The 13,589-nt window shown below is 61.4% G+C and carries 14 protein-coding genes; 9 read left to right on the top strand and 5 right to left on the bottom strand.

Translation table 11 applies throughout. The features are described from left to right. Positions 1-623 precede the first annotated feature (623 nt). Positions 624-932, top strand: coding sequence for a DUF736 domain-containing protein (locus BDOA9_RS33705; RefSeq protein ID WP_025038356.1), 309 nt, complete (start codon positions 624-626; stop codon positions 930-932). Between the two features lie 143 nt (positions 933-1,075). On the opposite strand, the gene BDOA9_RS33700 is transcribed toward BDOA9_RS33705, so the two are convergent. The 3 genes from BDOA9_RS33700 to BDOA9_RS39630 form a co-directional block, all read right to left on the bottom strand. Continuing rightward, the gene (locus BDOA9_RS33700) at positions 1,076-2,287 is read right to left on the bottom strand and encodes an RHE_PE00001 family protein (protein WP_025038355.1); all 1,212 of its coding nucleotides are present in this window, start codon (positions 2,285-2,287) and stop codon (positions 1,076-1,078) included. Between the two features lie 296 nt (positions 2,288-2,583). Then, complete coding sequence (locus tag BDOA9_RS33695) at positions 2,584-2,949, bottom strand: type II toxin-antitoxin system VapC family toxin (RefSeq protein ID WP_244521612.1); 366 nt, start codon at positions 2,947-2,949, stop codon at positions 2,584-2,586. Continuing rightward, a complete protein-coding gene (locus BDOA9_RS39630) occupies positions 2,831-3,223 on the bottom strand; it encodes a type II toxin-antitoxin system VapB family antitoxin (RefSeq protein WP_244521643.1) in 393 nt (130 codons plus the stop codon). Before BDOA9_RS39630 ends, BDOA9_RS33695 begins: the two co-directional genes overlap by 119 nt. 1,331 nt (positions 3,224-4,554) lie before the next feature. Here BDOA9_RS39630 and repA point away from each other — a divergent pair. The 3 genes from repA (at position 4,555) to repC (ending at position 8,241) form a co-directional block, all read left to right on the top strand. After that, positions 4,555-5,775, top strand: coding sequence for a plasmid partitioning protein RepA (gene repA, locus BDOA9_RS33690; protein ID WP_025038354.1), 1,221 nt, complete (start codon positions 4,555-4,557; stop codon positions 5,773-5,775). Beyond that, a complete protein-coding gene (gene repB, locus BDOA9_RS33685) occupies positions 5,775-6,773 on the top strand; it encodes a plasmid partitioning protein RepB (RefSeq protein ID WP_025038353.1) in 999 nt (332 codons plus the stop codon). Before repA ends, repB begins: the two co-directional genes overlap by 1 nt. Positions 6,774-7,023: 250 nt before the next feature. Next, a complete protein-coding gene (repC, locus tag BDOA9_RS33680) occupies positions 7,024-8,241 on the top strand; it encodes a plasmid replication protein RepC (RefSeq protein ID WP_025038352.1) in 1,218 nt (405 codons plus the stop codon). 213 nt (positions 8,242-8,454) lie between these two features. Here repC and BDOA9_RS39625 read toward each other — a convergent pair whose 3' ends face one another. Further along, the gene (locus tag BDOA9_RS39625; protein WP_082847950.1) at positions 8,455-8,655 is read right to left on the bottom strand and encodes a hypothetical protein; all 201 of its coding nucleotides are present in this window, start codon (positions 8,653-8,655) and stop codon (positions 8,455-8,457) included. A gap of 147 nt (positions 8,656-8,802) precedes the next feature. Here BDOA9_RS39625 and BDOA9_RS39620 point away from each other — a divergent pair, with 147 nt between their 5' ends. From BDOA9_RS39620 to BDOA9_RS39180, 3 genes are all read left to right on the top strand, one after another. Further along, entirely contained in the window at positions 8,803-9,378 is a 576-nt protein-coding gene (locus BDOA9_RS39620) for a hypothetical protein (protein ID WP_244521611.1), read from the top strand. 316 nt (positions 9,379-9,694) lie between these two features. Next, positions 9,695-10,006, top strand: coding sequence for a DUF736 domain-containing protein (locus tag BDOA9_RS33675; protein WP_018273795.1), 312 nt, complete (start codon positions 9,695-9,697; stop codon positions 10,004-10,006). Between the two features lie 61 nt (positions 10,007-10,067). Further along, a complete protein-coding gene (locus tag BDOA9_RS39180) occupies positions 10,068-10,211 on the top strand; it encodes a hypothetical protein (protein ID WP_166107416.1) in 144 nt (47 codons plus the stop codon). An 18-nt stretch (positions 10,212-10,229) separates the two neighbouring features. Here the strand turns inward: BDOA9_RS39180 and BDOA9_RS33670 are convergent, their stop codons facing one another. Continuing rightward, a complete protein-coding gene (locus tag BDOA9_RS33670; RefSeq protein ID WP_025038351.1) occupies positions 10,230-10,535 on the bottom strand; it encodes an HU family DNA-binding protein in 306 nt (101 codons plus the stop codon). A gap of 1,105 nt (positions 10,536-11,640) precedes the next feature. On the opposite strand from BDOA9_RS33670, the gene BDOA9_RS33665 reads away from it, so the two are divergent. Next, positions 11,641-12,402, top strand: a complete 762-nt coding sequence (locus BDOA9_RS33665) for a ParA family protein (protein ID WP_025038350.1) — start codon at positions 11,641-11,643, stop codon at positions 12,400-12,402. After that, a complete protein-coding gene (locus BDOA9_RS33660; protein WP_025038349.1) occupies positions 12,392-13,372 on the top strand; it encodes a ParB/RepB/Spo0J family partition protein in 981 nt (326 codons plus the stop codon). The genes BDOA9_RS33665 and BDOA9_RS33660 overlap by 11 nt, the downstream gene beginning before the upstream one ends. Positions 13,373-13,589 lie beyond the last annotated feature (217 nt).

Raw genomic sequence — 13,589 nt, 5'->3', positions numbered from 1 at the left:
CTTCAGCCTTCATGAGCTCACCAAGGCCCTCGCCTCGCGGCGAGGTTCTTCTTGCGTACACAGTCGTGCGCTTCCGTCTGCCGGAGGCGGAGGAACTTCGCCATCACCTCGTCTAGCGCGGCTGGGATTTTCCGCGTGGGGGCCGCTGGCATCCCGAGATATCCGTCGGTTCCTCAACGGGTGTCTTCCCGCAGTAGCAGCGGTGCAGCACGATTGCGTCGCGTTCGTCCGGCATCGCACTCGCGGTGCCCATACCTCGAAAGAGCCTTCAGGGGCGCGGGCGAGTCTCTCGGTGAGCGTAGCACTGCTGTTATCGGGCGGTGCGCGTGCCTGTAACAAGTCATATCCCTCGGTCGGCCTGACGCGCCCAGTGCGCCCTCGATTTGGCATGTCTAACCGAGGGCCGTCGTCGCTGCGCTCCGCCTCGATTCCATGGCCGCAACGGCCATTCGCGGCTTTCTTCCCCTGGCCGCTGCGCGTCCATTCCTCGCGAGACAAGAAAGCCTCGCCCTGGCCGCCCTCCACTGCGTTGCGGCCCTTCGGGTGCGGTCCGATCGCCTCCGGTCAACGACAGCCATCGAGGTCGCGGTGGTCGCGGCCCGAGAACCAAAGAGGATACGAACATGGCTACCATCGGCAACTTTACCGTGAACGGCAACGGCTTCGTGGGCACCGTCAAGACTCTCGCCCTCGGTACCGTGAAGGCCAAGATCGTCGCGGCCGACCGTACCTCGGAGAAAGCCCCGGACTACCGCATCTTCGCCGGCACCATCGAGTTCGGCGCCGCGTGGAAGAAGAAGTCCCAGGAGCAGAACCGCGACTACCTCTCGGTCAAGCTCGACGACCCGAGCTTCGCGGCGCCAATCTACGCCACGCTGGTCGAGGTCGAAGAAGGTCACTCGCTCATCTGGTCTCGCCCGAACCGCGACTGAAACCGCGCGCAAGAAGGCCTCGCCAGTGGCGAGGCCTTCGCCTGCTGAAAGGCAGAGACAACGACGAGAACGCGCGTTGTCGGCCAATCGCTCGAGCGCGGTGCGATCTGTATCGGCCGGCCAAGCAAAGGACATTTCGTATCTTAGAGGATTCCCCACGCCCGGTACCGCCCTCGCCCGGTCGCCTCGCGCAGGCCAAGCTCGATTACCAGGCTCACTGCTGCGCGTGACGTGATTCCCAATTCTTCAGCGATCATGCCGGCAGAGACGACCGGGCGGGTCAATACGTAATCGACGAGCGCCGGCAGTTTGGAAGTCGACCGGCGGCCGGTTAGTTTCCGAAGCAGTAGCGTGCGTTGGTTGAGCCAGCGATCGTGCGCCTTCAATCCGGCTTCGGCTGCCGCCGTGATCGCATCTAGCTCCGCGACGAGCCGCGTCGCGATGTCGCGCGACCGCCGCCGCTCGCGCGGGATGGTTTTGAGCCCATCGAACAGGCAGGCGAGGTGCGAGCGTGTTTTACCGCGTTGACGCAACAGTGCCGCCGCTAGCAACTGGCCCAGCCATGGCCTGTGCTGTAGCGGTTCGATGCTGCGCCATGCATCGGCGGCAATTGCCGCCGCGAGCGTCGGCGGCAGGCTACGGGCTTCATCAAGGCTGTCGCGCCAGGCCGCAATGCGCGCGTCCTCGTCCCAGTCGATGTCGTAGACCAGTGGATCGCGCTCGGTCGCGCGGCGCATATGAGTTCGGCTATCGCGGGCGAGGGCGCGATCGGCCTTGGCGATCGCTGCATCGACCGCGGCGAACGCCTCCAACAGCGGATCGTCCGATGCGGCTAGTGCAAGGGGCTCATCTGCTTCCAACACATCGCCGGCCTCCTTCGCATTGCGCCCCCCTCCCCCTTCCTGCTCGCCGCCTACCCCGTCCAGGTCGTCCATCCCGTCTTGGCCGCGCAAGATGGCAAGTCCGGCCGGCGACAGAGCCCAGTCGAGCTTTTCCCGGTCGATGCGACGGCGGGCGCGCAGCACGGCGCGTGCCCGAGTCAGCTCATGGGTCGGTGCGCGGATATCCATGCCGGCGTCATGGAGAACCAGATCTTCGAGGTGGACGAGCTCGCCCTCCAACCATAGACTGGCGCACGCATCGGTGAAGTGGTTTCGGCTGACCCACCCATCCCGAATTGGGCTTTTTGCGAGGCGTTCATCGAGGCGGGCAAGCGCGTCTTCTGCGGTTGCAAGCGGGCCGGCAATGGCGGCCCAAGGCAGCGGATCGGGCGTTTTGTAACCTAAGAGCAAGGCCTTGATAACCTTATCAGGTGCTGTTGAAACGGAATCTATCAGGCGGATAGGTTCCGTCATAGCGACAGCCGCTTTCCGTTGTCTTGCTGGCCCCTCTTATCGACAACAATCCACATCAGAGCACGAATTTAGTGGCTCTCGCGACCCAAGGGCCTGAAAATCAGCCGAGGAGGAGAGTTGACCCTACCCGACCGCGGCCACCGACACGGCCAGTGCCGCCATCGATTTTGGTGGTTTTAGACAGACCCTCTTCCTCGGAAGGCCCCTGCCCTTCGAATCGTTGGCCGGTCATCGACTTGGATTTGAATCTCTCGTCCTGGCTTGCACTTGCCGTGAGCACTCCAGGGCCGACGGCGTCACGCAGCTTCGATGTCAGTCTGCGGGAAATCGGTGCCTTTGAACATCAATGGCTCCCCTAAATGGCGGGCGCATGCGTAGGCAAAACAGTCCCCGAAATTGAGCCGTGCCGGGTGCCGGCCCTTTCCGTAACGGTCAAATGCGTCGAGCGCGATCCGAGCCGTTTCGGGTGGCACTTGCACGATCTTGATCTCCATCAGGGCCAGATAACTCTCGACTGCTTCGCTAGTCTCAGAGATCGGGAGGCTAAACACTCGGGCTACGGCAATCGCTGCCTCCCACACTGCCAGCGGCGAGGTCAGGCGCGTCGCCGCTTGGTGAAGGCGCGCCAACAGCTCCCGCGCTTCGTCTTCGTCGGTCAACATGGCGGTCAGCGCCTAGGCATCGATAAACATCAGTCATCCCGTAAAGGCAATCGCGGAATGCCTTGTCTGCCGGCTTGCCGTTTTCCGAATTGCCCCTGGCCCGGAGATCGCGACAGAACTGGACGCCCAGATCGACCAAGGAAGGCTTTCCCTGCTCACGTTCCAGCTCGTGAGCGAGCGCCGTATGCACGGCCTCTGTGAGCCCGATCTTCTTGAGCGCCGCGACCCTGCGGGGCAGCGCGTCGGTCTCGGGACTCTTAATATGGAAAGCCATCGCGCTCATCTATCCGCCGTCGTGTATTCTTAGATAGCATGTCAAATACACCTATTTGAAGACCTGCTGCAAATTGTGCGGCTTCCCCTTCAAATGAGCGGCCTGACGTTCAGATTTCCGGACGTCCGCCAGGGGGGGCAGAACTTCTCCAGTTTGTTGACCGCGGTCAACTTTCAGCTTCGGAGTGCAAGTGTTGGCTGGTCGAGATGGAGGTTATATATTACCGCAGAAGGGCGGCCCACCGCCCAGACTTCCTGCGGCTCACCTTTGGCAAAACGAGAGACGGATCCGAAGCACGGTAAACCTCGCGTTGGAAAAGTTGACCGCGGTCAACTTTGCCAACGCGTCACACACGACGCGGTCCCCTGCCCGTGTCAAAGAGGCCGCGCGATGGGGCTGGACGTTCAGTGCGCGCGGCCGTCGAAATCCCTCGGTTTGCCTAAAATCGAAAATCTGTGGGCCAAGGTCAGCTTCAACAAGCAGAGCCTGAGTCGACTGCAAATCGCAGAGTTCGAAACTGGCCTCACGGACCCGTTCGGAGCTGCGGCGTGCCGATCTGGTGCGGAACGTCGGCATGGGCACGCAGTCGACGCGAGGAGTGGAGTGGCTCGAAGGTCGCAGAGCCCGCCAAGCCCCACGAGGAAATTCGGTGACGCCCTGTGGAGATTCACGCTCTCCGCTGCATCGAGACAGCGCAGAACGTCAGGCAATCAACGATCGGCCCGACCAGGAAAGGTGCCCTTCGATCTAGCCAACGAATGGTTCGGAGTCTTGAGAGAAGGGCTCTCCCTTGAGATAGTAAGCCCTTTCAACTCGTCAGGGGGCGAGAACTTTCGCCGCGCACTCCAAGATATTCTATCCCAGAGACAGACTGCATTGAACAGGCAGGAGCTTATCGATCGGCGGAAGAAACCTTCATGGCGGTATCCGTGGATTTTGAAGGTATAGCGCCTTCCGCGGCAGGATGTCCGGCGGCTAGGGAGCCGCGATGTTGTCGCTGATGGCGCCGAGTAACTGCGGCCGGCAGGGTGCCTGGGCGTGAGACCTCGAGCAGTCTCGCCGAGACCACTTCTCAAATAGGTGAGGGGATTGAGGACGAATTTCGCCGAGCAGGGGACCGCTTCGGCGGCCGCATTGTTGCAGCTTCTTTGAATTGCGATGCATGCAGAGCTCGGCCCTTGCACGACTGGTTCGTTAGCCTAAGCCGAGGCGTCCCGCCTTAATGTCTCGTTAACCCTTTCTTCATTGCCGAACGGTAGAGAATCGGAGTTACTAACGCCAAATGTAGAGTTTTCGGCAAAATGTCGTAACCACGAGATGCCGCCGTGTCTTTGACGGAACAAACTGTCGCCGAGCATTCGGCGTTAAATGAGCCTCGCGCGATCCATGAACTGATCGCCGCGGATGCTCGCGAGCTGTCGGCGAAGCTTGTCGCCCATAGACTGAAACTCTTCCCGCCGAAAGCCGCCAAAACCTTACGTCGATTCTCGTCCGGCGAAGCGGCCAAGTTGATCGGCGTGAACGACTCCTATTTGCGGCAGTTGTCGCTTGAGAAGAAGGGACCCGAGCCCGAGATCGGCCCGGCCGGGCGACGTCTCTATTCCTTGGGCGACATCCAGGCCCTTCGGACGTATCTCGACGAGACCGGAAAGGCCTCGCGCCGATATCTGCCGACGCGCAGGGAAGGCGAGCATCTGCAGGTCATAGCCGTCGTCAACTTCAAAGGCGGCAGCGGCAAGACCACGAGCGCGGCGCACTTGGCCCAGCACCTCGCCTTGCAGGGACATCGCGTTCTTGCCGTCGACCTCGATCCTCAGGCGTCCTTGTCGGCTCTGCATGGATACCAGCCCGAATTCGACGTCGAAGAGAACGGCACCTTGTATGGTGCCATCCGCTACGACGACAGCCGCCGCGAGCTGAGCGACATCATTCGACGGACCTACTTCCCGCTTCTGGATATCGTGCCAGCGAACATCGAACTGATGGAGTTCGAGCACGAGACGCCCAAGGCTCTAGCCCAGCGGCAATCCGGAGATCCACTCTTCTTCGCAAGGGTGGCGACGGTGCTCGGATCGGTGGAGGCGAATTACGACGCCGTGGTCATCGATTGTCCGCCCCAGCTGGGATTCCTTACGCTATCGGCACTATGCGCCGCGACCGCCGTCCTCATCCCCGTGCATCCCCAGATGCTCGACGTGATGTCGATGTCGCAGTTTCTCCTGATGACCTCGGACTTGCTCGAAGTCGTCGCGAAAGCCGGCGGCAACATGAACTACGATTGGATGAGATATCTCGTAACCCGCTACGAACCCGGCGACGGTCCGCAGGCGCAGATGGTCGGCTTCATGAGATCGCTTTTCGGCGATCGCATGATCACCAACATGATGCTGAAAAGCACCGCAATCAGCGACGCCGGCATCACCAAGCAAACCCTCTACGAGGTGCCTCGCGAACAGTTCACGCGATCGACCTACGACCGCGCGATGGAGTCGCTCGACGGCGTCAATGGGGAGATCCAGAATCTCATGCAAGTGGCTTGGGGGAGAACCTGATGGGACGCAAGAACCTACTCAGCGATCTGCTCAGCGATCCTCCGCAGGCCGCTCCGAGCGCGCCGCTGGCGGAGGAGGGGAGGGCACCCCAGCCGACCCTCGGCGGGCGCGGCGTTGTCGGAGCCATGAGCCGATCGCTTGAGCGACTGACGGCCGAGAGCGAAGCGGCGAGAGCGCTGGCCGATCAATTCGCCAATGGCGAGACAGTGCTCGAAATCGATCCCTCGGTGATCGACGCATCGATCGTGCCCGACCGGATGCCTGGTACGGACGAGGAGCACGAGGCTCTGGTCCAATCGATCTCCGCCAACGGCCAGCTCGTTCCCGTTCTACTGCGTCCTCATCCGAGCCAGCCGGCCCGCTACCAGACGGCTTACGGTCATCGCCGGGTGAGGGCGCTGAAGGCACTCGGAAGGCCGGTCCGTGCGGTCATCAGGAAGATGACCGACGAAGAGCTCGTGGTGGCGCAAGGCAAGGAGAACGGCGAACGGAAGGATCTTTCGTTCATCGAGAGGGCAATATACGCCGTCACTCTCGAGGACCGCGAGTTCAAGCGTGACACGATCGGCTCCGCCCTCAGCGTCGACAAGACCGAACTCTCCCGCCTGATCTCGGTCGGCCGCGCCATTCCGCGTGCGCTGATCGAGGCAATCGGCCCAGCGCCGAAAACTGGCCGGAGACGTTGGATGGAGCTCGAATCCCTGCTTCAAGGCAAGGATGCAATCGGCGACTTGGCGCCGCTGATCTCGAGCCAGGCCTTTCGCAGTAAAAATTCCGATGCGCGCTTCCTTGCCGTATGCGCAGCGCTTGCCCCTAGGCCGCAGCGAACGGAACCCGAGTCTTGGACATCGGTCGACGGCAAGGCGGTCGCCTCGATCGAACGCAAAACAGAAAAGACAACACTCGCGGTAAACGAGAAGGTCGCCCCCGGGTTCGGTGAATTCGTCGTGGGGCGACTAGGTGAACTCTACGTGGAGTACCTCAAGGGAACTGCGTAGGCGCTTTCCCGAGGCTCGTGCAGAACATGGCGCAGCCAGCAACGAAGGCTGGCCGCGCGATCAGTAGGAGTATCGATTTTAACAGAGGAGTAGAATGCAAAGAAAAAGGCCCCCGAAACGTCTCCGCCCCGGAAGCCTTCTCTAACGTGTAAGCAGCCTTAGAGAATCACGGACGCGAATCCCAGTCAAGCGTATTTGCTGCGGTATCGATTCGCCGAGCGCTTTTTCTTTGCCTGGAAAGGCGAAGAACATGACCGACAGTCACCCAACGACGCCCTTCGGGCGGCGGACGTTGACGCTTGCCATGGTGGCGAGCCAGGCGGCCGCGAAGACATGCCCTGAAGACAGGGTAGTTCACAAGTGGAAGATCTTCCGCGCGATCACCGATGCGAGGGATCGGCTCGATATCTCGGATCGTGCGCTGACCGTGCTCAACGCATTGCTGACGTGTCTACCCGAGACGGCTCTCACCCCTGGCAACCTCGTTGTCTTCCCCTCGAATGCGTCGCTGAGCGAACGCACGCACGGCATGGCAGGGACCACGCTCCGCCGGCATCTGTTCGCGTTGGTCAACGCGGGGCTCATCATCCGCCGCGATAGCCCCAACGGAAAGCGATACGCTCGGCGATCTGGCGATGGCACAATCGAGCAGGCGTTCGGGTTCGATCTGACGCCGATCGTTGCGCGGGCCGAGGAGTTCGATCGCCTGGCCGACGAGGTGAGGATCGAGCGCCGCACCATCGCCCTGGCGCGGGAGCGTGTCTCGATACTCCGGCGGGATATCGCCAAGATGATTGCCGTTGCGGCGGAGGAGGGGGCCCCGGGCGACTGGGGGGATATCCGGAGGCGCTTTGCCGGTCTCAGTGGCCGCTTGCCGCGCGCCGTCGGACTAGGCCTCCTCGAGCCTCTGGCCGAGAGCTTGGAGCGCCTCGCCGCAGACGCAGGCAAACTGTTGGATTCTCATCTCTCTGCACAGAAAATGGACGGCAATGACAGCCATTCCGGCGCGCACTATCAGAATTCAAATCCAGAACCCTTTGTTGAACTTGAACCAGCCTCCCAAAAAGGCGGGGGGCCGATCGGTGAAACCCAACCGGTGCCGGAGAGGAGGAGCCAACAGACGACGGGATTCCCGTTGGGGCTGATCCTCAAGGCTTGCCCTGACATCACGATGTACTCGCGGACAGGAATCGGAAGCTGGCCCGAATTCATCGCGACGGCCGCGGTTGTTCGATCGGCGCTGGGGGTCAGCCCGAGCGCCTGGGAAGACGCCGTGGACGCGATGGGGGAGGGCGATGCAGCGGTTACGGTCGCCGCGATCCTGCAACGCTCGGCGGAAGTCAAAAGCCCGGGCGGATACCTGCGGGGTCTTACGGCGAAAGCTAGGGCCGGCAATTATTCCATCGGACCGCAGATCATGGCGCTCTGGAAGAAGCAAAAGACGGCGAATGATAAACAGGTTTCCTAGCGGCGAGCGGGCGTTCCGACGCCCTGCGACTGCGTCTCCGGAACCGCGGGACGCGAACAGCACTGCGGGCGCGATTGAAGTGTTCGATGGTTCGATAGAAGCGATGCCGCCGGAGGGCGCGGGCGGCACCGTGACGCGATGTGAAGGAAGGAGATGGGGAGCGGCAGAACATCGACTAACAGCGCGCGCACGATCTGCACTGCGAGCTTTTCGTCAGGCCTCGCCGGAGCCGGAGAACAGCACGGTCGGTGGCGTTGCGCGCGGGGGCGGGATGGATCGTCCGCCGGGTGATCCTGGTCTGCTCTTCAGGTCGTATCGTTGGGCCAGGTCGAGTAGCCGCCGCTTAGTGAATGGGTCCGCATTCTCGGCTAGATCGCGAGCCCGCTGCGCGAAGCTCCTGTAAAATTCTTCCACGACGCCACCCCCGCAACATCACTGAAAGCCGGATTTCAATGCTGGATGCGCTCCACGTCAAGCGGTCTGGTGCATACGGACAAGTTTCGGCGATCTACTTGTGCTCGCGGCGCACCGACAACAGAGCTGGTCCCGGCAGGAAAAGCCATGACTCCGCTCTACCTGAGCCGGAAGCTGTGCCCGAAGTGCGGGAAGCCGATGACGGCTGTGCCCGACGACGTCGTCGCCGGGCCGACCGCGCTACGTCTGCGTGGCCTGCGAAGACGATCCGCTGCTCGATCCCGCCGCCCGGAAATGGGCGGAAAGTCCGCTGCGGCCCCCGGCCAAGTAACGTTCGAACAGAAATCGAGCCCGGCAGCCGGATCGCTGTTGACGTCGATCGTGCTCACAACCCGCACCAATGTTGTGGCGTTGCAACCGCACGCCGAGCTTCGTTCCGTCGCGCGTGCCGGCGGAATCCTCCCGGACTCGGCGGCCGGCACGTCCACCGACGCTAGCATCTGTTTCACGCTTCGCAGGGCGTGTCGGTCGCATGGATGCGGAGGACCGGGGTTGCATCCGCATGGCGAGAACGTCGGCAGCCTCGTTATCGATCTTGCGATGGCCACTTCGACAGGTACGCCGATGTTGCTGACAGCGACAGGGCCCTTTGTAAGGGATGACGCGGCGCTTAGGTGGCCTGCTGAGGTGAACTACGTTTCGCTGCGACGGCCGTTGCGTTGAGACCCGAACCGCTGATCGGGCCGCTGTCTTCATTCCATGTGTTTTCGCGATGGGCGCACCCATCTGCGTCCTCGATAGAGGCTGGTCTGACCGAAGGCCGATCCCGCTTCGCGGGCTCTCGATCTTGTCCCTGCAACGCCCGTCCTCGACTTTCTTCCCCTGGCGCTGCGCGCCATTCCTCGCGGTGCAAGAAAGTCGCTGCCGGCCGCCCTCCATTTCATTTCGGCCCTTTGGGTGCAGGTCGATCGCCTCCGGTCTCACGACCGCCATCGAGGTCGCGATAGGCGCGGCCCGAGAAAACACAGGGAATGAGACAATGGCTACCATCGGCACCTTCACCTCCACGGGCAACGGCTTCTCCGGCGCGATCAAGACGCTCAACCTCAACGTCAAGGCCAAGCTGATCCGCGTCGAGAACCCTTCCGACAAGGGACCGCACTTCCGCATCTACTCGGGCAACGTCGAGTTGGGCGCGGCCTGGCAGAAGACCGCCAAGGACACTGAGCGCGACTACCTCTCCGTCAAGCTGGACGATCCGAGCTTCCCCGCCCCGATCTACGCCACCCTGACCGAGGTCGAAGGTGCGGAAGGTCTCCAGCTGATCTGGTCCCGGCCCAACCGGGACTGAGGCTCAGCCAGTGGGCTCCGCCGCGAGGCGGGGCCCGCTCCCTTCGACTGGAGATGCGATCATGACCATCGACACCATTGAAGAGTTGCGCGCCGAGCTGCGCGACTGCGCATTCACGCCGGCAGAGCGCAAGGTGCTTGAACTCGAACTGGCGGAGCTCATCCGCCAACGGGACGAAGCGCTCGCGGCCGAGGAGGGGGCATAAGCCCCCTCGTCTTGCGACTTAAGATGCTTCGTCGGTAGGGGCCGCTCCTCCGTTCAGAACATCTTTCATGGCTTTGGCAGGTGTAAACGTCAGCTTTTTCGAAGCTGCGATCGCAATCGCTGCGCCGGTCGAGGGATTGCGGCCCTCACGGGCAGGGCTATCCTTGACCTTGAACTTTCCGAACCCAGGAAGGCTGGTCTCGGCTCCGCTTACGGCTGCATCAGCGATGGCCTTGAACACGCTATCGACAATGGACTTCGCCTGAGCCTTTGTCAGGTCGTTCTCGGCTGCAATCTTTTCAGCGATCTCATTGGCAGTCGTCATTGGACGCGCTCCGTGTTGTTTCGATTTTGCTCGTCTGACATCAAGGCCGTGGAACAGATAGAGCCGGCATCACAAGCAGTGCCGCAATCCCCGAAAAATTGTCAGACTATGGCAGCCTTCCGTCCATTGCAGCGTAACCGCGCCTCCGCTTGGCGCGTTACAGCCGTTCGAACGCTTCGACTGTCTCCGCACTGCCGTCGAAGGTCTGCACCATGGTCTGGCCATTCGTGGCGATCGGTCCCAATTGCGGATCAGCGACATTTCTCTGAACAGGGTCGGCTTCGTAGACGGCGTCGATGCGGCGATGCTGAATCGAAGATCAGCGATCCGCAGCGCTACCCTGCAAGGATTGGCAAGTTTTCCGGAGCGCTTGCAGAATAGGGCTTCCCCCACGATTGCTTGGTCTGTCGCCGGGTCTAGAGCCTTGGCGCCCGAGGCCGTTCCCTTTCGAGTGCACGAAGGGCGCCCAATTCCGTGGTTATTGCGGGCTCAATCCAATCCTTACGAGGATCTGGCAACAACAGAGAGGACATGACGGCCTGAGCTATGAGTACGACAGCTAGAACTCGGTAGACTACAACTGCTCTCCAGATGCCTATAATGTCAGCGAGCAAAAGCATAACACTCAGAACGCCTAAGCCCCAAGACGCGACTTTCATCCAGTACATGCGAAACCGCCGAATATGCCGAATTGAATAGGCGCCAATGCTTAAGGAGAGTGGGCTCCCGATCAATAAGGCCAGCCTACGGGTGATACTGCGGTAATCGTTTGGGCGAGCCCCTCCGGGGACAGCTCTACTCGCGCCGCCCGGCGGCGCTCCCGGAGCCCGCAAGCGGTCTCCGCGCATTCGCGTGACGATCCTCTCGCGACCATGTCGACAGCAGTGGTCGAGCAACGAGCACGGTCCCAGCCGCGCTTGCCAGAATTTGTTCCTTCCGGTGGCGATGTACTGACCTGACTCTTCTGGCAGGGGATTCGCCGGGTGAATTTCGGGATCGTTCTGGTGATCGGATTCGCAATCGCTGTTGGTTCAAACCAACACCTCCACGAAACGATGGACGAGGACATGCACCCGGCGCCGCCAGACCCATTCCGGATTTTAAGATGAAGACCATTGTCATCAACAATCAAAAGGGCGGGGTCGGCAAGACGACGCTTGCTGTGCATTTGGCTTGGTTCATGGCGGAAGCGAATCTCCGCGTTCTCGTGATCGACGTGGATGCGCAGAGCAATGCGTCGGATACGTTGAGGCACTATGCCGGTTCAACGTTAGCCGCGGATTTGTTCAAGCCGGGGACGCGGATTGCACCTCGAGAAGACGAAGGCCTAACGCTCGCACCAGCCGACAGCTCGCTGACGGATCTCGATCGCAGCACTGCAGCCGCCATAACGACACTGCAAGAGAACCTCGCTATCGCGTCGGATCAGTTCGATGCCTGCGTCATCGATACGCCGCCATCACTTGGAGTTCGCAGTGTCGGCTGCTTGGTGGCGGCGTCGCACGTGCTGGCGCCCATCTATCTGGAGGACTATTCGATCAAGGGCGTCAAAGGTCTGATGCAGACCGTGATCGGCGTGCAGAGGCGTTATCGCCGCCAGGATACGAAGTTCCTCGGATTGCTGCCTTCGAACTTCAATACGAAATCGCCCCGTCAAAGGACGCATCTTGAACAGCTCTTGCGCGAGGCCGGCAAATATGTGTTCCCCGGCCAGATCGTTGCAAGGGATGGCTACGCTGAGGCCGTTGCGGAACGCCTGCCGGTTTGGAAGCTCAAGCGCCGCTCTGCGCAGGAGGCCGGTCGCGAAATCCGTGATGTTCTCGCCAAGATTGTCGCTCAGATGAACGAGACGCCACATGGCGCTTGATCTCAGCTTTAAGCAGCTTATCGACGCCGCGGAAGATGGTGTCGCCGCAACCGGGCGACCGACTTCCATCTCCATCGATCGCATTGACGAAGATCCAGGCCAGCCCCGTCGCAGCTTCGACGAACAGAAACTCGTTGAGCTTACGGAATCGGTCCTTCAGCATGGCGTGCTGCAACCGATCGTACTGCGGCAGGGGACCGACGAAGGCCGGTATGTGATCGTCATGGGTGCGAGGCGGTACCGCGCTGCCAAGCGCGCCGGGCTCCGTGACATCCCGGCTTTCGTTCATGCCGCTGGTTCTGCGGATCGCTATGTTCAGATGATTGAAAACATCCAGCGGGATGACCTCAACGCCCCCGAAATTGCGGCATTCGTCGCGGACCGCTTGGAGCAGGGTGATAACCAGGCTGACATCTCGCGCAAGCTCGGCAAGTCCAGGGACTGGGTGTCTCGCTACGCGTCGGTCCAAAGTATGCCGGAATTTCTCCGGTCGAAGCTTGCCGGCTCGTCAATCCGTGCTGTGTATGAGCTCTACCAGGCTTGGCGTGAGCAGCCCAACGCCGTCGAGACCGTATGTGCAGCACAGAAGAGCTTCACCGACGCCCACGCCCGCCAGCTGGCTCGCAAAATTCGCAGCGAAGTTGGCGGCTCTCACGCGGGTAGGGAAGGCGCCGCTGGACCTCAATCGGCACGAGGGCCGATCGCACCGCAAGTCGCATTGCGACCCATAGAGAGACACCGTGTAAAGGCGGCCGCGGAGAAACGTTCCAAGTCTTCGGTCCATCGAAATGAGCGAATGAGTTCATCAGTGACGATCAGAGTGCGCCACCAAGATCGCGCCGGCTGTCTTCTTGTCGATCGGCTCGCGTCTCAAGGATCACGCCATGCCATGCTATTGGTCGATGGCGCAGAGGAAGCGGAAGAGGTTCCGGTATCGACCATCAAGATCGAAGAGATCATTTTCGCATGAGTCAGGCCTTAGACTGTCTCCTCAGAAACGCTGCTGCGCTTGGCACGCCGGCGGAGCGGATTTCCCATCCGAAGGATGGCGCGTTAGCGCAGCAGCCGGAGGCCGAACGCGCCCCCCACAGCGCCGTAGAGAGGCCGGAGGCTGCTGGAAAGCCGCGGTCCACATGCTCGGTGCCAGTGTTGCCGATCCGCACGCGCAGCGTTCGAGCAATGCAAAG

The sequence above is a fragment of the Bradyrhizobium sp. DOA9 genome (assembly GCF_000617845.2).
Taxonomy (GTDB): Bacteria; Pseudomonadota; Alphaproteobacteria; order Rhizobiales; family Xanthobacteraceae; genus Bradyrhizobium.
Note: the sequence above shows the minus strand (reverse complement) of the source record. Positions and strands in the feature narration are given on the sequence as shown.

Bases quoted from the DNA above. Each gene is read 5' to 3' on its own strand.
- BDOA9_RS39180 (WP_166107416.1), top strand. From the start codon at position 10,068: ATGACCATCGACACCATTGAAGAGTTGCGCGCCGAGCTGCGCGACTGC.
- BDOA9_RS33705 (WP_025038356.1), top strand. From the start codon at position 624: ATGGCTACCATCGGCAACTTTACCGTGAACGGCAACGGCTTCGTGGGC.
- BDOA9_RS33700 (WP_025038355.1), bottom strand. From the start codon at position 2,287: ATGACGGAACCTATCCGCCTGATAGATTCCGTTTCAACAGCACCTGAT.
- BDOA9_RS33665 (WP_025038350.1), top strand. From the start codon at position 11,641: ATGAAGACCATTGTCATCAACAATCAAAAGGGCGGGGTCGGCAAGACG.
- repC (WP_025038352.1), top strand. From the start codon at position 7,024: ATGACCGACAGTCACCCAACGACGCCCTTCGGGCGGCGGACGTTGACG.
- BDOA9_RS33670 (WP_025038351.1), bottom strand. From the start codon at position 10,535: ATGACGACTGCCAATGAGATCGCTGAAAAGATTGCAGCCGAGAACGAC.
- BDOA9_RS39620 (WP_244521611.1), top strand. From the start codon at position 8,803: ATGACTCCGCTCTACCTGAGCCGGAAGCTGTGCCCGAAGTGCGGGAAG.
- BDOA9_RS33675 (WP_018273795.1), top strand. From the start codon at position 9,695: ATGGCTACCATCGGCACCTTCACCTCCACGGGCAACGGCTTCTCCGGC.
- BDOA9_RS33660 (WP_025038349.1), top strand. From the start codon at position 12,392: ATGGCGCTTGATCTCAGCTTTAAGCAGCTTATCGACGCCGCGGAAGAT.
- BDOA9_RS33695 (WP_244521612.1), bottom strand. From the start codon at position 2,949: ATGTTGACCGACGAAGACGAAGCGCGGGAGCTGTTGGCGCGCCTTCAC.
- repB (WP_025038353.1), top strand. From the start codon at position 5,775: ATGGGACGCAAGAACCTACTCAGCGATCTGCTCAGCGATCCTCCGCAG.
- BDOA9_RS39630 (WP_244521643.1), bottom strand. From the start codon at position 3,223: ATGGCTTTCCATATTAAGAGTCCCGAGACCGACGCGCTGCCCCGCAGG.